The following is a 16538-nucleotide window of genomic DNA, read 5'->3' on the forward strand; positions in this document are numbered from 1 at the left end:
AGACTAGATCAGGGCGTGCTGATGACGGGCTTGGCCGGCATGGTGAACGGCGTGCCCAGGAAGAACCCGGGGTGCGGCGGCTGGTTGTACGCGGTGTTCTGCCACGCGATCGCGACCCGGTAGGTCTGGTCGTGCAGCAGGGTCCACACGCGGGTGGTGGTCGGGGCCGGTGTGGCGTAGATGCGCAGCCCGGACTCGTCGGACTTCGCCCAGATCACCTCTTCGCGCCAGTCGCCGAACAGGTCTCCGGAGAGCACCGGGGTGGACTTGGTGCCGTTGTTCGACCGCACCCCGGAGCCGGTGAGCAGGCGGGTGTCCCCGCCGGTGCCGTACTTGTCGATGTGCGTCCCGTCGAGCAGCTCACGGGAGGTGTCCGCGTCCCAGTAGGCCAGGAAGTTGGCCGACGAGGGCTTGCGGCCGATGGTCTGGCCGGCGGTGTTCCGCAGCTGCGAGTCGGACGACGACCACGACTCGGCGCCGGCGCTGCCGGCCCAGATGTCGTCCGACACGCCGCGGCCGTTGTCGCCCGCGGCGGGCGTGCTCCACAGGATCTGGCCCGTGCGGGCGTCGGCCATCCAGCTGTCGGGCTGGCTCGCGCTCTCGGTGACCTTGTAGTACTCGAGCCCGGGCCGGCTGGGGATCAGGTCACCCACGTGGCCCGCGTCCCCGTGCCCGGTGCGGTTGTTCCACAGCCCGGCGCCGTTGTCGTCGATGGCGGCGGCGCCGTAGAGGATCTCCTGCTTGCCGTCCTGGTCCACGTCGGCCACCGACAGCGAGTGGTTGCCCTGCCCGGCGTACGTGCTGTTGCCGGAGGTGGAGCTGTTCGAGTCGAACGTCCAGCGCCGGGTCAGCTGGCCGTTGCGGTAGTCCCACGCCACCACGACGGCACGCGTGTAGTAGCCGCGGGCCATGATGATCGACGGCCGCTGACCGTCGAGGTACGCCGTGCCGGCGAGGAACCGGTCGACGCGGTTGCCGTAGCTGTCGCCCCAGCTGGACACCGTGCCGCGGGGCGGGACGTAGCTCGTCGTCGCCCCGATCGCGCCGGTCTGACCGGTGAACACCGTGAAGAACTCGGGCCCGGTCAGCACGTAGCCGGCGCTGTTCCGGTAGTCGGCGTCGGCGTCGCCGATCACCTGCCCCGTCCCGGAGCGGGTGCCGTCCGCGGTCTTCATCGCGACCTCGGCCTTCCCGTCACCGTCGTAGTCGTAGACCTGGAACTGTGTGTAGTGCGCACCCGCCCGGATGTTGCGGCCCAGGTCGATCCGCCACAGGCGGGTGCCGTTCAGCTCGTACGCGTCGACGTACACGTTGCCGGTCACGCCGGACTGGGAGTTGTCCTTGGCGTTGGTCGGGTCCCACTTGAGGACCACCTCGAGCTGGCCGTCACCGTCCAGGTCCCCGACGCTGCCGTCGTTGGCCACGTGATCGGCACTGGGCCGCTGGATCGGCACGTCGAGGTACCCGTTGCCGAACGTCAGGGAGGGGGCCGACGCGGCCTGCTCGACCCCGTTCACCACGGCGCGGACCGTGTAGGTGGCGCTCGCGGACGCTCCCGCGTCGAGGTAGTTGGTCGAGTCGGTGATCGGTCCCGCGATCTTCGTGCCGCTGCGGTAGACGGTGAAGCCCGTGCTCGCCGCCTCGGTGCCGAGCAGCCGCCACTGGACCAGGTTGCTGCTGCCCGAGCGGACGCTGATGAGCCCGCGGTCCAGCTTCTCGGCCTGCCACGCGCCCGCCAGCGGGGTGGTGGGCGTGACGGTGGGCGTCGGGGTGGGCGTCGACGTGGCTGTCGCGGTCGGTGTGCTGGTCGGCGTCGTCGTGCCGCCCGTGCAGGTGGTGCCGTTGAGCGCGAAGGACGCGGGGACCGGGTTGCTGCCCGACCAGGCGCCGTTGAACCCGAACGACGCGCTCGCGCCCGTGGCGAGCGGCCCGTTGTAGGAGACGTTCTTGGCGGTCACCGCTGCGCCGCTCTGCGACGCCGTCGCGTTCCACGCCTGCGTCACCGTCTGGCCGGCCGTGAACGACCACGTCAGGGTCCAGGCGCTGACGGGATCGCCGAGGTTGGTGATCTTCACGTCGGCGCCGAACCCGGAGGCCCACTGGTTGCTGACCGTGTAGTCGACGCGGCAGCCGACCGCCGCGGCCGCGGGTTGCGCGACGGCGACACCGACCCCGACGGCCAGCGTGGCCGCCACGAGCCACGGGATGGTCCTGCGGGGGTGGGTCATGACGTACCTCCTGCGCGCTCACGGCCGACGACGGAGTCGGTCGGGCTCGGGTGAACCCCGGGTGACGCTAGGGGGCGGCCGTGGCGGAGCACCACGGGTGAAACATTTCAGAGGAAGACGCTTACCGTTCGCCGCCGTCCGACGCCAGGTACGTCCCGTGGCCCTCCACCACCAGGCCGTCGGAGAAGACCAGGACCTCGTCGACGAGCCCCCCGGACTGGTTGCGGTACCCGATCACGATCGAGGTGACCCCGGCGTACACCCGCTCGACGGTGAAGTGCAGGTCCGGAACGAGGCGCAGGCCCTCGGTCCAGTAGTGCCGCAGCGCGTCCTTGCCCCGGACCACACCGCCGCTCTCGGGCACCACCCGGGCCGCCGTCGGCGAGGTGAAGACGACGTCGTCGTGGAAGTGGGCCAGCACGGCGTCCAGGTCGTGGGCGTTCCACGCCGCCACCCAGGCGCCGCTGAACTCGATCGGGTCGGGCACGGTCATCCGGGCAGTCTGGCAGCCCGAGGTGGGTGACCGGGCTCGAGGGCCCGTCGATCGTCCGCACCGTCGTCGGACGGCCGAGGACGTGACGATCAGGCTCGTCCCCGCCGGCGAGTGCGCTCGGCCCTCCACCACACGAGCGCCGCGGCGGACTCGCCCACCCCGACCGCGAAGAACGTCCACTGGACGGGGGACGTCCAGCCGATCAGCGGCAGCTGCGCGAGCACCCACCCGGTCAGGACGACCCCCGCGCCGAGGGCGGCCTCGGGCGCGCGCGGGTGGCGGATCAGCCCGAGCGTCAGGGCGACGGCCTGCGGCAGCCCGACGCACAGGCCGAGGGCGAGTGCGGGGACCGCGGGGCCGTCGACGAAGGTCAGCTGGGCGACCAGCGGGTCGAACTGACCCGACAGGAAGCCCTGGACCCCGGCGACCGCGCCGACGGCGGTGACACCGTCGAGCGCGAGCGCCCAGCGCCGGGCACGCGGCGCTGCGTCCCGCGTGGGGACGCGGGTGTCCGTCATCGCACCAGGTGGACCTCGTGCACCTCGAGGTCCTCGAGGTCGTCGGAGGTGGCCTGCAGGAGCCGGTCGGCCAGCTGGCGCAGGGCGCGCGCGGCGGCGAGCTCGGTGCCGACCTCCGGCACGTCGAGGTCGTAGGAGCTGAACTGCGCACGGCCCCAGCCGTCGAGGGTCGCGCCCGTCGACGTGGTGAGGACGGCGTGCGCCCCGGTGACCACACCGTGGCTCGTGTCGTCGTCGGCGAAGAGGTAGACCGCGACGTTCCAGGTCTCGTTCACGACTGGGCTCCTTCGCCGTCGGTGCTGCGCCCCGTTGGTGGCGGTCTGCCCCACATCGGCAGCTGCTTCGAGCGTGCGCCGCCGCGGAGCCGACATACCAGGGCCCAAGGTCCTACGCCTCGCACGGCCCCGGATTCGCCCGGTCCCGGCGTGCGGGCGGGACCCACCGCGCCTAGGGTCTGGCCACATGCTGGAACACGTCGATGGGTCGAGGCCGGACCCGGTGGACGCGCCGGAGCCCGAGGTCCTGGGCGACCGGTACCGGCTCGACGCGGTCATGGGCCGGGGCGGCATGGCGACCGTGCACCGGGCCCGTGACCTCCTGCTGGACCGGGACGTCGCCGTCAAGGTGTTCCCACCGGTCCACGAGGACACCGACGACCTGCTGCGCAACCGTGCCGAGATCCGCGTGCTCGCCACGCTCAGCCACCCCGGCCTGGTCACGCTGCACGACGCCGGCACCGTGCACCACGACGACGGGTCGCAGCAGGTCTACCTCGTGATGGAGCTGGTGGACGGGCCGACGCTCGCCGAGGCGTTGCGGGAGGGCGTGCTCGGCGTCGACGAGACCGCGGCGGTCGGCAAGGACGTCGCCGAGGCGCTCGCGGTCGTGCACGAGCGCGAGATCATCCACCGCGACATCAAGCCGGCGAACATCCTGCTGACCGGCCGTAACGGGGGGCCGACCGCGAAGCTCGCCGACTTCGGGATCGCTCGCCTGGCGGGCGCGACGCGGCTGACGATGACTGGGATGACGCTCGGGACGGTGAGCTACCTGAGCCCGGAGCAGGCGACCGGCAGCGCGCTGGGGCCGCCGAGCGACGTGTACGGACTCGGCCTGGTCCTGATCGAGTGCCTGACCGGACGCCCCGCGTTCTCCGGGACGGCCGCCGAGGTGGCGGCAGCCCGGCTCACCACGTCCCCGGAGATCCCGCCGCACCTCGACGCCCGGCTGGCGGACCTGCTGGCGCGGATGACGCGCATGGCGGCCGAGGAACGTCCCACCGCACAGGAGGTGGCGGACGACCTGGCGGCGATCACGGCAGCGCCGTCGGACGAGACCCTCGTCCTCCCGTCGGTCGAGAGTCCGGGCGGCGACCCGCTGCCGCCCACGCGCGCCGTCCCGGTGGCGGAACCGCCCTCGACCGGCCGGTGGGATCGCGTCCGGTCCGGACGGGCCGCCCTCGTCGGTGGGGCCGCCGTGCTCCTCGTCGGCGGCGCGGTGCTCGTCGGCCAGCTCGTGTCGGGCGACGGCACGCCGCAGGAGCCGCCTGCCTACCCGAGGGTCCAGGGCACGCTCGGCGAGTCCTTGACCCAGCTCCAAGAGAGCGTGGAGCCGTGAGGCGCCGCGCCGGGTGGGCTGCGCTCGTCGTCGCGACGGCTCTGCTGTGCGGGTCCTGCGCCGGCAGTCCCGAGCTGGCGGACGACCGCGCTGCGACGCTCCAGCAGTCGGTGCTCGCCGTCTCGCAGGCGGCCGCGGAGTCGAGGTGGGCCGACGCCCAGTCCCTGCTGGCTGAGACGCGCACCGCGCTGGACGTTGGCGCGAACGCGGGCGAGGTCTCGACGGAGCGGTACCAGCAGATCGACGCCGCCCTCGATCAGGTGGCCTCCGACCTGGCCGCCCAGCAGACGGCCGCCGAGCTGCTCGCTGCGGAGCAGGCCGCTGCCGACCAGGCGGCTGCCGACAAGGCCGCGGCCGAGCAGACTGCGCCCGCGCCGGCGCCCGCCACCCCGAAGGGCAAGGACAAGAACCCCGGCAAGGGGAACAAGGACAAGTAGCCGTCTCAGGGTCCGGTCCGGGCGATCACCGATGCGGACGGCACGGTCGTGGCGGCATGCTGGGGGAGTCCGGCCGCCCTGGCCGGCACGAGAGGAGCAGCACCATGGGCACCATCCACGACGGCATGGCTCGACAGGGCCTGGTCCGGCCGGTCGACGGCCGTGTGCTGGGCGGTGTGTGCGCCGGCCTGGGCCGACGGTTCGGCATCGCCCCGTTCCACGCGCGACTGCTGTTCGTGCTCATCCTGTTCGTCGTGCCGGGCAGCCAGCTCCTGGTCTACCCCCTCCTGTGGATCCTGATGCCGACGGAGCGCTGGGTGCCGGCGGGACCGGCCGCTCCGGGCACTCCGGGCTGACAGGGGTGCCCCAGCTGGTCAGACCGACGGGGTGAGGTGGCGCGGCCGGCGCGGGGCGGGGACGTCGCCGAGGCTGGGCGCGGGCAGCGCCTTGGTCAGCTCGCCGACGAGGGCGCGCCAGCACCGCTCGGCCGCTCGCAGCTGCGACGCGACGAGCTCGGGCGCGACGTGCCCCACGGAACCGACGCCGTTCGCCGCGTCGAGCGCGTCCAGACCTCGATCGATGGCCTGCACCGCGGTGCGGTAGTTCGCCGTGTCCCGGGCCGTCGGCACGGTGAGCACCTCGAGCGCGGCAGCCGCGTCGTCGAACATCGAGCGCACGAGCGCGACGGCGTGCGGGCGGTCGCTCATGGACAGCCGCTCTGCGGAGTCGGCGACGGCGGAGACGATCGTCGAGTGCGCCAGCCGGTCGATCGTGGCGGCCAGGGTGCCGGGCACGATCTGGATCTGCAGCAGGAGGACGACCGTCCGGCCCAGCAGCGTCTCGGAGCGCAGGCGCTGGATCCGGCGGCGCTCCGCGGCCCGGCGGGCGTCGTCCTCGGCGCGCAGCTCGTCGGCCAGGGCCTCGCGCTCGCGCCGCTCAGCCTCCTGCCGCGCCTCGGTCGCCCGGCGGGACACCACCTCCGTGGCCACGCGCACGTGGTGCTCGGACTCGGCCTGGGCGCGCTGGACGAGCTCGACCGCGCACGTGTTGGCCGGGCTCGCGTAGCCGGTGTCGGTGTACCCGAACAGGGCGATGCGGTGCTCCTCGGCCCAGAGCACGGCGGTCTTGGTGAACCCGGAGCGGGAGTAGAAGACGGCGACGAACGAGCCGGCCGCGGCGCGGAGGTCCTCGAGGTCGGTGCGACCCACGGGGCTGCGACGGTGCTCGACGCGACCGGCGAAGTCGATGCCCACGAGGTCGAGCTCGACGGCGGACCCGGGGCCCGTCACCCGGACGTCGGTGCGCGCGAGGACGGTGCGGGCGTGGCGTTCCGCGAACCGCTCGGCGTCGCGCCACTGCGGGTCCTTGCCCGTCGCGCTCACGTCCGCCTCCTCAGCCCGCCCCCCGTGATCAGACGTCCCTCGACGGTAGTGAGGCGACCGCCGGCCAGACTCGCCCGTCCGGGTGACCCGGTGACGCAAACCCCGGCAGGCGGGACGAACCTCCGGGTGAACTGCGTCACGTGCGCGCCGCGCTCCACCCCGTCCAGCGCGTCACGCGGGCGCGGATCAGCGGACCGCCGGGCGCGACCTCTCGGTAGGCGGGGTAGCGCGCCTGGAGCGCGAGCAGCTCGGCCGGCGTCGGAGGCTCGTCGGCCACCGTCGCGGTCGCGTCCACGCGCACCCACCAGAGGTTCGACCAGTCCGCCGACCAGTGGTCGACCAGGAACGCGACCGACGGGTTCTCCCGGATGTTGCGCAGCCGACGCAGGTCGACGGTGCGCTTCGGCTTGTGGTCCACCGTCACGACGACGACGTCGTCGAGCACGGCGAACGTCACCGGGACCAGGTGCGGGCGCTGGTCCTCCCCGGTGGTCGCCAGCACCGCACGCTCGGCCGCGCCGAACCGTCTCCGGCACTCCTCAGGGTCCACGCGGTCCAGTCTGGCGCCACGGTGGCAGGCTGTGGGCATGACGGCACGGTGGCCGGACCTCGCCCCGGCGCTCGAGCGCGCGACGCACCACGCCCGCGAGTGGCTGACGTCCCTGGCCGAGCGCCCGGTGCACCCGCGGGCTGACGCCGACGCCCTCGCGGCCGCGCTCGGCGGCCCGCTGCCGGACGGCCCGACCGCCCCCGAGGTGGTCGTCGACGAGCTCGCCGCCGGTGTCGAGCCCGGCCTCATGGGGATGCCGTCGGGCCGGTTCTTCGGCTGGGTCATCGGCGGCACGCTCCCGGCCGCGCTCGCCGCCGACTGGCTGACCAGCGCGTGGGACCAGAACACGGCGATGCGGCACGCCACGCCGGGCGTCGTGGCGGCGGAGGAGGCCGCGGCCGCGTGGGCGCTCGAGCTGCTGGGCCTGCCGGCGGGCGCCGACGTCGGGTTCGTCACCGGCGCGACGATGGCCAACTTCACCGGGCTGGCGGCGGCACGCCAGCAGGTGCTCACCGACGCCGGGTGGGACGTCGAGCGCGACGGGCTCGCGGGCGGTCCGCGGGTGCGGGTCCTGGTCGGCGAGGAGCGGCACGGCACGCTCGACCTCGCCCTGCGCTACCTGGGGCTCGGCACGCCGACTGCCGTTGTCGCCGACCGTCAGGGGAGGCTGGTCGTCGACTCCCTCGCCGAGGCGCTGGCCGCCGGCGACGGTCCGACGATCGTGTGCCTGCAGGCCGGCAACCTGCACTCCGGCGCGTTCGACCCGATGGCCGAGGCCATCGAGGTGGCCCACGCCCACGGCGCCTGGGTGCACGTGGACGGCGCGTTCGGGCTGTGGGCGGCGGCCTCCCCGCGGCTGCGGGGTCTGCTGGCCGGCCACGAGCGGGCGGACTCGTGGGCGACCGACGCCCACAAGACCCTCAACGTGCCGTACGACTGCGGCCTCGCGATCGTCGCGCGCCCCGAGCCGCTGCGGAGGGCCTTCGGCATGCGCGCCGAGTACTTCGCCGCGTTCCAGGGCGCGGGCGACCCGATGGAGCGGGTTCCGGAGCTGTCGCGCCGCGCCCGGGGCGTCCCCGTGTGGGCGGCGCTGCGGTCGCTGGGCCGGACCGGCGTCGAGGACCTCGTCGACGGTCTCGTGGCCAACGCGCAGGCCATCGCCGACGGGATCCGCGCGATCGACGGCGCCGAGATCGTGAACGACGTCGTGTTCACGCAGGTCAGCGTGGCGTTCGGCAGCGACGAGCACACGCGCGAGGTCACCGCGCGCGTGCTCGCCGACGGGGTGACCTGGATGTCCGGGTCCCGCTGGCAGGGCCGGGACATCCTGCGGGTGTCGGTGAGCAACTGGTCCACCGACGCCGAGGACGTGGCGCGCTCGGTGGACGCGGTGCGCCGCGCGGCCGCGGGCTAGTCCCGGGACATCACCACGCGCCACGGCCGCACCGTGACCGCGAGCACGCCGTCGACGACCGCCATCGTCAGCGGGGCTCGTGCTCGTCCGGCGAGACGGACGGGGCAGGTCCCGGCACCGAGGTCACGACGGCGGGCGCCGGCTGGCCGATCGGGCCCGTGGCGCGGCGACGCCGGTTCCAGCGGACCGCGGCGACGACGAGCGCGGCGACCGCACCTCCGAACGCGAGCCAGGGGAGGAGCACACCGACGACGATAGCCAAGCCGCTCGCGACGTCGACGAGGGCGGCCCAGCCGGCCGCCAGACCGTCGAGGAACGACTGCGGTCCGGTCTCCGGTTCCACGGGCGCGACCGGCGCGAGCTCGGGACCGTAGAGCACCACGTGGATCGTCGACAGGCGCACCTTCTCGGCCAGCCGGGCCCGCTCGGACTGCAGCTGCTCGAGGCTGGACTGCCGCTCGGTCAGCGCGCTCTCCGCCGCGATGAGCTGCTCGTTGGTGGTGGCCCGCGTCAGCAGGTCCTCCATCCGCGCGACCGAGAGCTGGAGCGCACGGATGCGGGCGTCCAGGTCCTGCGCCGTGCCCGTGACGTCCTCGCTCGTGAGGTTGAGCTCGTCGATCGTGCCGAGCTCACGCAGACCGTCGACGGCTCGGCTGACCTCGTCGGCGGGCAGGCGGATGGTCAGCTCGGCCGTGCCGACGTCGTCCTTGGTCGCGGCGTGCTCCGACCGGTCGTCGACGCGGCCCCCAGCACCTTCCGCGAGGACGACCACCGCGTCCGCGGCGTCGAGCGGGTCCTTCACCGTCATCCGGACGTCACCGGTCTGGATCACCTGCCGGTCGGCGTCGGACGTGCTCGCGGCCTGCTCGACGCTGCCGTCCGCCGGCTGCTCCGCGGTGCCGGAGCGGGCATCGCCGCCGAGCGCGCCCGAGGTGCCGCCCTCGTCGGCGGCGCTCATGTCGTCGCCGCTCGCGCTGCACCCGCCGAGCACAGCGCTCAGGGCGATGATGCCGGCGACCACCAGGCGGGTGGACCGGGCGCGGAGCTGCGGTGCGGGGTGTCTTGTCGTCGGCGTCATGCGGCGACCGTAGGGCGAACGGGGGTGGCCGCGGGGGGCGCGTGACGCAATCGTGACAGCGGGGGTGGGTGCCGGTCGCAATCGTGACCGTGCCGTCATCGGAACGCGTTCCCCCTGCTCACAGCCCGTATGCCGTCGCGGCCCACAGGTGCACGGCGGCGTACGCCCGCAGCGGCCGCCAAGGCTCGGCCGCGCGCGCTACCTCCGCCGCGCTCTGGGCGGAGAGCGCCCGACGCAGGACCAGGTCGCCGACGGGCAGCGCGTCCCGGTCGCCGAGCACCCGCAGCGCGAGGTAGTCGGCCGTCCACGGACCGATCCCGGGCAGGGCGAGCAGGCGTGACCGCACGTCCGGCGCACCGGGAGCCAAGGTGAGTCCGTCGGCGCACGCCTGCGCGAGGGCGAGCAGGGTCCGCGCGCGGGAGTGGGTGATCCGCACGACGGTCTGCAGCTCCACCGGGTCCACGGCGGCGAGCTCCTCCGGCGAGGGGTAGCGGGTGAGCCCGTCCGGCCCGGGCCGGCCGTAGGCGGCTGCGAGCCGGCCCCCGAACGTGCGCGCGGCCGCGAGCGAGACCTGCTGGCCGAGCACCGTGGTGGCGGCGGCCTCGAAGCCGTCCGAGTGGCCGAGGATCCGCAGCCCTGGCCTGGCACGGACGAGCGGGCCGAGCACGGGATCGTCCTCGAACGCGGCGTGCACGGCGTCGAGGTCGTCGGCGAGCCCGAACCAGCGGTCGGCGAGGGCGACGAGCTCGGTCGGGGTGCCGGCCGATGCGCTCACGTCGATCCGGTCCGCGCGGAGGGTCGCAACGACCACCACCTCCTCGGCGCCGAGCCGGACGAGCCGGCGGACCGTGCTGCCCGCGACGGACTCCACGCCCGGTACCGCGTGGGCGACGAGCGAGGCCAGGGCGGGCGCGGGGTCGAACGGGCGTCGGACGACAACGGCGGGGCTCATGGTCTCCTCGGTCTGGTCGAATCCATACGATCCCGGGGCCGAGCTTCTTTGCCAACACAAGATCGACACATGGAAAGGATGCGGTACACGCGTGACAGTGCTAGAACTGTTCTAGCTGATCGACCGGGAGACCGGGCGACCAGCCGGTCGCAAGAAGGGCCGCGTTGCCGAGGGTCACGGCGAGAGCCGGGCCGCCCGTCAGGGTTCAGGGAGTGCGCCAAGCCTCGTGCCGGCGAGACGCCTCTCCGTTGCGCCCCGTCCCCCAGAAGCGGGGACGGGGCGCACCTACGTCCGGCCACTGCCTACGCTGAGAGGCGTGCTGACCCTCCTGCTCCGTGGCGCTACCGACGAGACCGTGGCCGACGACGTCCAGGGCGTCGTCGTCCCGACCCTCTCGATCCTGGCGGCCGTCGTGGTCGCCTACCTCGCGGCGACGCTCCTGTCTGTGCTGGTCCGCCGCGTGGCGCGCAAGTCCGCCGTCGCCGCCGACCTCTCCCGACGCTCGCGTCGTCCCATGCGCGCGGTGCTGCTGGTCGTCGCCGTGTGGATCGCGCTCCGGCTGAGCACCGACCCGTCGGACTGGACCCGGACCGTCGAGCACGTGCTGCTCATCGCGCTGATCATCACCGTGGCGTGGCTGATCGGCAGCCTCGCGTTCGTGCTCGAGGACGCCGCCCTGCAGCGGTACCGGATCGACGTCGCCGACAACCGGCACGCCCGCCGGGTCCGCACCCAGGTCCAGGTGCTCCGGCGCATCACGGTGGCCATCCTCGTGCTCTGCGCGATCGCCGCGATCCTCCTGACCTTCCCCTCGGCCCGCACGCTCGGTGCCAGCCTGCTCGCCTCGGCCGGTCTGATCTCGATCGTCGCCGGCCTCGCGGCGCAGAGCTCGCTCGCCAACGTGTTCGCGGGACTGCAGCTCGCGTTCACCGACGCGATCCGCGTGGACGACGTGGTGGTGGTCAGCGAGCAGTGGGGACGGATCGAGGAGATCACGCTCACCTACGTCGTCGTGCACGTCTGGGACGACCGCCGCCTGATCCTGCCCTCCACGTACTTCACGACCACGCCCTTCGAGAACTGGACGCGACGCGCGGCCGACCTGCTGGGCACCGTCGAGCTGGACGTGGACTGGGAGGTCCCCGTCGAGGCGATGCGCGCCGAGCTGGCGCGGCTGCTGCAGGACACCGACCTGTGGGACCGCCGGGTCGGCATCCTGCAGGTCACCGACGCGGTCGGCGGGCTGGTCCGCGTCCGTGCGCTGGCCAGCGCGGTCGACGCCCCCACCCTGTTCGACCTGCGCTGCTACGTGCGCGAGGGGCTGGTCGGCTGGCTCCAGCGGGAGGCGCCGCAGAGCCTGCCCAAGACCCGCTGGGAGGGCACCGCGCCCGCACCGGCGTCCGGCCGCCGGGCGCGCCCGGAGACCGCTCCGACGCCGACGCTCCCGACCCCCCTCCCGGTCCCCGGCGCCTGGTCCGCCGACGACACGCAGACCATCCAGACGGGTGGCCAGGACTCGCGGCTGTTCACGGGCAGCATCGACGCGCTCGAGCGGTCGCGGCACTTCTCCGGGCCCGGACAGGACGTCATCGACGAGCGCGAGCAGGCCGCGGGGGACACCGAGGGCCGGCAGCCCTGAGCCAGATCCGGCCCGTGACGCCCGCGGTGCTCGTCGACGAGCTGGCGCGGCGGGTCGTCGAGCACGACGGCAGGGTCCGTGTGCTCGTCGACGGGGCGCCCCCGACCCGGCCGCAAGAGCTGGCAGACGCGCTCGTCGCACCCCTGCGTGCGGCCGGGCGTGCGGTGGTGCGGGTGCACGCCGAGGACTTCCTGCGCCCCGCCTCGATCCGGTTCGAGCACGGGCGGCACGACGCCGACGCCTATCTGGAGGACCGGCTCGACGTCGGTGCGCTCGGACGTGAGGTGCTGGACCCGTTCACCGCGTCGGGCCGCTACCTGCCGACGCTCTGGGACCCCCGCACCGACCGGGCGACGCGCGCCGGGTACGGGCAGGCTCCCGACGGCGCGGTGCTGGTGCTCGACGGGAGCCTGCTGCTCGGGCGATGGCTCGACGCCGAGCTCGCGGTGCATCTGACGGTCCGACCGGCCACCCTGCACCGCCGGACCGCGGAGGAGGACCGGTGGGCCCTGCCCGCGTTCGCGCGGTACGACGAGGAGATGCTGCCGGTGGAGGTGGCGGACGTGGTCGTCCACGTCGACGATCCACGGAGGCCGGCGATCGAGCTGGGCCTCGCCTGAACCGGGGCTGATCCTGGCCGCGCTACGCGCCGAGGGACGCCGTCGCGCGGTCGGCGAGGCGGCGCATGGCGTCGGCCAGCTCCGGGGGACCGATCACCCGGAGCGGGACGCCGAACATGGCGAACCGGGCCGCGACCCCGTCCCACGACCACGCGCTGAGCGCCGCACGGCTGCGGTCCTGACCGAGCGGCTCCACCAGGGCGTCCCGGCCGGCCCAGGTGGCGACCTCGGTCGCGGGCATGTCGACCTCCGCCTCGCCCCGGCACGGCCACGGTGTGACCGCAGCGAACCGTTCGGCGACGAACGCCGCGACGTCGGACGCCGGGAGCGGGCGGGGGGCGAACCGCGGGCCGGATCCTGACTTCGGGGTCATCCGGTCGACGCGGAAGGTGCGCCAGTCGGCGCGTTCCAGGTCGTACCCGACCAGGTACCAGCGGTCGCCCCACGTGACCAGGTGGTGCGCCTCGGCACGGCGGGCGGGCCGAGGACCGGCATCGGTGCCGCCCGCGTAGTCGAACCGGAGGACCTCGCGGGCACGGACCGCGGCGCCGACGGCCAGGAGCACGTGCTGGTCGACCTCGGGGCGGTTGCCCCGGCGGGTGACGGCCGTGACCTGGAGGGCGTCGGCCGCGGTGCGCAGCCGCGCAGGCATGACCTGACGGAGGGTGGCGAGCGCCCGCACGGCCGCCTCGTCGACGCCCGCGACCCCGGTCGACGCGGTCTGGAGGGCGACGACGAGCGCGACCGCCTGGTCGTCGTCGAGCAGGAGGGGTGGCATCTGCGTGCCGGCGTCGAGGCGGTACCCGCCGTCGGGGCCCTTGCTGGCGTGCACGGGGTAGCCGAGCTCGCGCAGCCGGTCGACGTCCCGGCGCACGGTGCGCGGGCTGACGCCGAGCCGGTCGGCGAGCACCCCGCCCGGCCAGTCCCGGCGAGCCTGCAGCAGCGACAGGAGCGAGAGGAGGCGGGAGGACGGCGTCGACATGTCCTCAGGATGGCATCGATAGCGGACAGGAACTGGCCGCTACCCACGCCAAGGTGGTCAGGTACCCATCCAGCGAGGGAGAAGCCCATGATCCACACGCGAGGACTCACCAAGGACTTCGTGGTGAGCCGCACCGAGACCGTGCACGCCGTGCGCGGGATCGACCTCGACATCGCCCCGGGCGAGCTCGTCGCGGTCCTCGGACCCAACGGCGCCGGCAAGTCCACCACGATGCGGATGCTCACCACCCTGATCCGCCCGACGTCGGGCACCGCGACGGTCGCGGGGGTCGACGTGGTCGCGGAGCCGTCGACCGTCCGGCGGAACATCGGCTACGTGGGGCAGGGCAACGGCGCGGGGCACCAGCAGCGCGCGGCCGACGAGCTCACCATGCAGGGCCAGGTCTACGGGCTGGACCGGGCGGCGGCACGTCGGCGGACCGGCGAGCTGCTCGACGCCCTCGACCTGACGACGCTGGCCCGGCGCAAGGTCGGTGACCTGTCCGGTGGCCAGCGTCGGCGGCTCGACGTGGCGCTCGGCCTGGTGCACGCGCCCCGGCTGCTGTTCCTGGACGAGCCGACCACGGGCCTCGACCCGCACAACCGCGCCAACCTGTGGGAGCACATCACGCGGCTGCGTGCCGAGCACGACATGACGATCGTGCTCACCACCCACTACCTGGACGAGGCCGACACCATGGCGGAGCGCGTCGTGGTGGTCGACCACGGCCAGGTCATCGCCGACGACACCGCGGACGGGCTCAAGCGCACCCTCGCCGGCGACCGCGTGGTGCTCACCGTCGCGGTCGGCGGGACGGCCGCGCGGGTGGCGACGATCGTCGAGACCCTGCCCGGCGCCCGCGACGTCTCCGTCGACGGTGATCGCGTCGTGGCACGGGTGGCCGACGCCGCGGCCGCGGTGCCCGAGCTGGTCCTCGCCGCTTCCGCCGCCGGCACTCCGCTGCTCGAGGCGCTCGCCGTCCGCCCCACGCTCGACGACGTGTTCCTGGCCCTCACCGGCCGCAGCCTGCGCGACGAGGGTCCGCGGGCGAGCGACAGCACCGACGACGCCACGCAGGAGGCAGCAGCATGAGCACGATCACCGCCACCCGGCCGAGCACCGCCACGACGACCGGCCGCCGCCCCTGGCTCGCTGACGTCTGGCTCGTGATGACCCGCGAGCTGCGCCCCGTGATCCGTGAACCGTTCTCGGTGGTGTTCGGCCTGATCCAGCCGCTGGTGTTCCTCGGCCTGTTCGGTCCGCTGCTGGCCGGCTCCGTCGGGGCGTCCGCCGGCTTCGACGGCGCCGAGGTCTGGCAGTGGTTCGTGCCGGCGATCCTGGTGATGACCACGCTGTTCGGCACCTCGACCACCGGCGCCAACCTGCAGTTCGAGATGCAGACCGGTGCGCACGAGCGCCTGCTGGTGACGCCGTTGTCGCGGTCGTCGCAGCTGGTGGGCCGGTCCTTGAAGGAGATGGTCCCGCTGGTCGCCCAGGCGATCATCCTGATCCTGGTGATGCTGCCGTTCGGCTTCCGCGCCGACCCGGTCGGGGGACCGCTCGGACTGGTCATGCTCGCCGTGCTCGGCGTCGGCCTCGGCTCGCTCAGCTACGCGCTGGCCATCGCCGTGCGCAAGCAGGAGTGGATGTTCTGGGCGGTCCAGCAGACGGTCCTGTTCCCGCTGCTCATCCTGTCGGGCATGCTCCTGCCGCTGGAGACCGGTCCGCAGTGGATGAAGGTGGCCTCCGCGTTCGACCCGCTGCGGTGGGTGGTCGAGGCCGAGCGGGCGCTGTTCGCGGGCGACCTGACCAGCAGCGCGGTGGCAGCGGGCTGGCTCGCCGCCGTGCTCACCGCGGTGGTCGGGCTGGCGGTCGGCGTCCGGACGCTCCTGCGCAGCACGGACTGACCCGCACCTCACACCGCCCGCCCGTGGCGCGTCTTCTCCTCGGGAGCGCGCGACGGGCGGGCGTGTCAGTGGGTGGGGGAATGATGGCGGCCATGACGGTCCAGGACGACGTGACACAGGATCTGCGGCTCCTCGAGGAGGTCCGGGTCGTGCACACGGTCGTGCCCTCGCCGGTCGGCCCCATCACTCTGGTCGCCCACGACGGTGGCCTGTCGGCGCTCCTGCTCCCGGACTCCAAGTACGAGCCGGTGCAAGGGCCGTTCGGGGAGCGGGCGGACGACGAGTTCGACCAGGTGCAGACGCAGCTCGACGAGTACTTCGCCGGGACGCGGACCGAGTTCGACCTCCCGCTGCACTTCGTGGGGACCACGTTCCAGTGCCGGGTGTGGGAAGGGCTGCTGCGCATCCCGTACGGGCAGACGCGGTCCTACGGGGACCTCGCCGCGGAGATCGGGCTGGATCCGCGCACGTCGTCGCGGGCGGTCGGGGCCGCCAACGGGCGCAACCGGATCGCGATCGTCGTGCCGTGCCACCGGGTCATCGGCGCGGACGGGTCGCTCACCGGCTTCGCCGCGGGTCTCGACCGCAAGCGGTTCCTGCTCGGGCTCGAGGCCAAGGGACGACCGCGCGAGCACCTGCTGTTCTGACGCGGCGGACCCGTGGGTCTGCCCCACCCCGGCTCGGGGGAGTGCTCCCTGGCGAGCGGTCGCCGCCCGTCGAC

At 73.9% G+C, this 16538-nt stretch carries 18 protein-coding genes; 9 read left to right on the forward strand and 9 right to left on the reverse strand.

All coding sequences use genetic code 11. From position 1 onward, the window contains the following. Positions 1 to 8: 8 nt before the first annotated feature. From ASD18_RS08785 to ASD18_RS08800, 4 genes are all read right to left on the reverse strand, one after another. The gene (locus ASD18_RS08785; protein ID WP_056089468.1) at positions 9 to 2228 is read right to left on the reverse strand and encodes a cellulose binding domain-containing protein; all 2220 of its coding nucleotides are present in this window, start codon (positions 2226 to 2228) and stop codon (positions 9 to 11) included. Positions 2229 to 2349: 121 nt separating this feature from the next. Next, positions 2350 to 2721 (reverse strand): nuclear transport factor 2 family protein, encoded by a 372-nt coding sequence (locus ASD18_RS08790; RefSeq protein WP_056089472.1) that lies wholly within the window; start codon positions 2719 to 2721, stop codon positions 2350 to 2352. 89 nt (positions 2722 to 2810) lie between these two features. Further along, positions 2811 to 3239: a hypothetical protein gene (locus ASD18_RS08795; protein WP_056089477.1), complete on the reverse strand. Its 429-nt coding sequence runs from the start codon at positions 3237 to 3239 to the stop codon at positions 2811 to 2813. Then, a complete protein-coding gene (locus tag ASD18_RS08800; protein ID WP_056089482.1) occupies positions 3236 to 3514 on the reverse strand; it encodes a dsRBD fold-containing protein in 279 nt (92 codons plus the stop codon). Before ASD18_RS08800 ends, ASD18_RS08795 begins: the two co-directional genes overlap by 4 nt. Positions 3515 to 3701: 187 nt before the next feature. Between ASD18_RS08800 and ASD18_RS08805 the strand changes: the two genes are divergently transcribed. From ASD18_RS08805 to ASD18_RS08815, 3 genes are all read left to right on the forward strand, one after another. Next, positions 3702 to 4856: a serine/threonine-protein kinase gene (locus ASD18_RS08805; protein ID WP_082573688.1), complete on the forward strand. Its 1155-nt coding sequence runs from the start codon at positions 3702 to 3704 to the stop codon at positions 4854 to 4856. Then, complete coding sequence (locus ASD18_RS08810) at positions 4853 to 5293, forward strand: hypothetical protein (protein ID WP_056089488.1); 441 nt, start codon at positions 4853 to 4855, stop codon at positions 5291 to 5293. The genes ASD18_RS08805 and ASD18_RS08810 overlap by 4 nt, the downstream gene beginning before the upstream one ends. Before the next feature lie 104 nt (positions 5294 to 5397). Beyond that, positions 5398 to 5649 (forward strand): PspC domain-containing protein, encoded by a 252-nt coding sequence (locus ASD18_RS08815; protein WP_056089490.1) that lies wholly within the window; start codon positions 5398 to 5400, stop codon positions 5647 to 5649. Positions 5650 to 5667: 18 nt separating this feature from the next. Here the strand turns inward: ASD18_RS08815 and ASD18_RS08820 are convergent, their stop codons facing one another. Continuing rightward, on the reverse strand, positions 5668 to 6675 hold the full coding sequence (locus ASD18_RS08820) for a hypothetical protein (protein WP_056089493.1): 1008 nt from the start codon (positions 6673 to 6675) through the stop codon (positions 5668 to 5670). Positions 6676 to 6811: 136 nt separating this feature from the next. After that, complete coding sequence (locus tag ASD18_RS08825) at positions 6812 to 7225, reverse strand: TIGR03668 family PPOX class F420-dependent oxidoreductase (protein ID WP_235522302.1); 414 nt, start codon at positions 7223 to 7225, stop codon at positions 6812 to 6814. 37 nt (positions 7226 to 7262) lie between these two features. Here ASD18_RS08825 and ASD18_RS08830 point away from each other — a divergent pair, with 37 nt between their 5' ends. Continuing rightward, on the forward strand, positions 7263 to 8639 hold the full coding sequence (locus tag ASD18_RS08830; protein ID WP_056089499.1) for a pyridoxal-dependent decarboxylase: 1377 nt from the start codon (positions 7263 to 7265) through the stop codon (positions 8637 to 8639). A 67-nt stretch (positions 8640 to 8706) separates the two neighbouring features. On the opposite strand, the gene ASD18_RS08835 is transcribed toward ASD18_RS08830, so the two are convergent. Continuing rightward, positions 8707 to 9717: a DUF4349 domain-containing protein gene (locus tag ASD18_RS08835; RefSeq protein ID WP_162251733.1), complete on the reverse strand. Its 1011-nt coding sequence runs from the start codon at positions 9715 to 9717 to the stop codon at positions 8707 to 8709. A gap of 118 nt (positions 9718 to 9835) precedes the next feature. Further along, positions 9836 to 10669 carry a DNA-3-methyladenine glycosylase gene (locus ASD18_RS08840; RefSeq protein ID WP_056089504.1) on the reverse strand — a complete coding sequence of 278 codons (834 nt, stop codon included), beginning with the start codon at positions 10667 to 10669 and terminating at the stop codon, positions 9836 to 9838. 319 nt (positions 10670 to 10988) lie between these two features. Between ASD18_RS08840 and ASD18_RS08845 the strand changes: the two genes are divergently transcribed. Beyond that, on the forward strand, positions 10989 to 12308 hold the full coding sequence (locus ASD18_RS08845; protein WP_200938592.1) for a mechanosensitive ion channel domain-containing protein: 1320 nt from the start codon (positions 10989 to 10991) through the stop codon (positions 12306 to 12308). 14 nt (positions 12309 to 12322) lie between these two features. Then, positions 12323 to 12928 carry a uridine kinase gene (locus ASD18_RS08850; RefSeq protein ID WP_235522304.1) on the forward strand — a complete coding sequence of 202 codons (606 nt, stop codon included), beginning with the start codon at positions 12323 to 12325 and terminating at the stop codon, positions 12926 to 12928. Between the two features lie 22 nt (positions 12929 to 12950). Here ASD18_RS08850 and ASD18_RS08855 read toward each other — a convergent pair whose 3' ends face one another. Continuing rightward, positions 12951 to 13910 carry a YafY family protein gene (locus ASD18_RS08855; RefSeq protein ID WP_056089507.1) on the reverse strand — a complete coding sequence of 320 codons (960 nt, stop codon included), beginning with the start codon at positions 13908 to 13910 and terminating at the stop codon, positions 12951 to 12953. A gap of 87 nt (positions 13911 to 13997) precedes the next feature. Between ASD18_RS08855 and ASD18_RS08860 the strand changes: the two genes are divergently transcribed. The 3 genes from ASD18_RS08860 (at position 13998) to ASD18_RS08870 (ending at position 16464) form a co-directional block, all read left to right on the forward strand. Next, the gene (locus ASD18_RS08860; protein ID WP_056089510.1) at positions 13998 to 15002 is read left to right on the forward strand and encodes an ABC transporter ATP-binding protein; all 1005 of its coding nucleotides are present in this window, start codon (positions 13998 to 14000) and stop codon (positions 15000 to 15002) included. Beyond that, positions 14999 to 15817, forward strand: coding sequence for an ABC transporter permease (locus tag ASD18_RS08865; RefSeq protein ID WP_056089514.1), 819 nt, complete (start codon positions 14999 to 15001; stop codon positions 15815 to 15817). Before ASD18_RS08860 ends, ASD18_RS08865 begins: the two co-directional genes overlap by 4 nt. A 92-nt stretch (positions 15818 to 15909) precedes the next feature. Next, positions 15910 to 16464: a methylated-DNA--[protein]-cysteine S-methyltransferase gene (locus ASD18_RS08870; RefSeq protein WP_056089517.1), complete on the forward strand. Its 555-nt coding sequence runs from the start codon at positions 15910 to 15912 to the stop codon at positions 16462 to 16464. Positions 16465 to 16538: the final 74 nt, after the last annotated feature.

It is taken from the genome of Cellulomonas sp. Root137, assembly GCF_001426725.1.
In the GTDB taxonomy this organism is placed as follows: Bacteria; Actinomycetota; Actinomycetes; order Actinomycetales; family Cellulomonadaceae; genus Cellulomonas.

Excerpts from the sequence above, each read along its gene's own strand:
- ASD18_RS08785 (WP_056089468.1), bottom strand. The coding sequence starts at position 2,228 with ATGACCCACCCCCGCAGGACCATCCCGTGGCTCGTGGCGGCCACGCTG.
- ASD18_RS08790 (WP_056089472.1), bottom strand. The coding sequence starts at position 2,721 with ATGACCGTGCCCGACCCGATCGAGTTCAGCGGCGCCTGGGTGGCGGCG.
- ASD18_RS08795 (WP_056089477.1), bottom strand. The coding sequence starts at position 3,239 with ATGACGGACACCCGCGTCCCCACGCGGGACGCAGCGCCGCGTGCCCGG.
- ASD18_RS08805 (WP_082573688.1), top strand. The coding sequence starts at position 3,702 with ATGCTGGAACACGTCGATGGGTCGAGGCCGGACCCGGTGGACGCGCCG.
- ASD18_RS08815 (WP_056089490.1), top strand. The coding sequence starts at position 5,398 with ATGGGCACCATCCACGACGGCATGGCTCGACAGGGCCTGGTCCGGCCG.
- ASD18_RS08830 (WP_056089499.1), top strand. The coding sequence starts at position 7,263 with ATGACGGCACGGTGGCCGGACCTCGCCCCGGCGCTCGAGCGCGCGACG.
- ASD18_RS08835 (WP_162251733.1), bottom strand. The coding sequence starts at position 9,717 with ATGACGCCGACGACAAGACACCCCGCACCGCAGCTCCGCGCCCGGTCC.
- ASD18_RS08840 (WP_056089504.1), bottom strand. The coding sequence starts at position 10,669 with ATGAGCCCCGCCGTTGTCGTCCGACGCCCGTTCGACCCCGCGCCCGCC.
- ASD18_RS08855 (WP_056089507.1), bottom strand. The coding sequence starts at position 13,910 with ATGTCGACGCCGTCCTCCCGCCTCCTCTCGCTCCTGTCGCTGCTGCAG.
- ASD18_RS08860 (WP_056089510.1), top strand. The coding sequence starts at position 13,998 with ATGATCCACACGCGAGGACTCACCAAGGACTTCGTGGTGAGCCGCACC.
- ASD18_RS08865 (WP_056089514.1), top strand. The coding sequence starts at position 14,999 with ATGAGCACGATCACCGCCACCCGGCCGAGCACCGCCACGACGACCGGC.
- ASD18_RS08870 (WP_056089517.1), top strand. The coding sequence starts at position 15,910 with ATGACGGTCCAGGACGACGTGACACAGGATCTGCGGCTCCTCGAGGAG.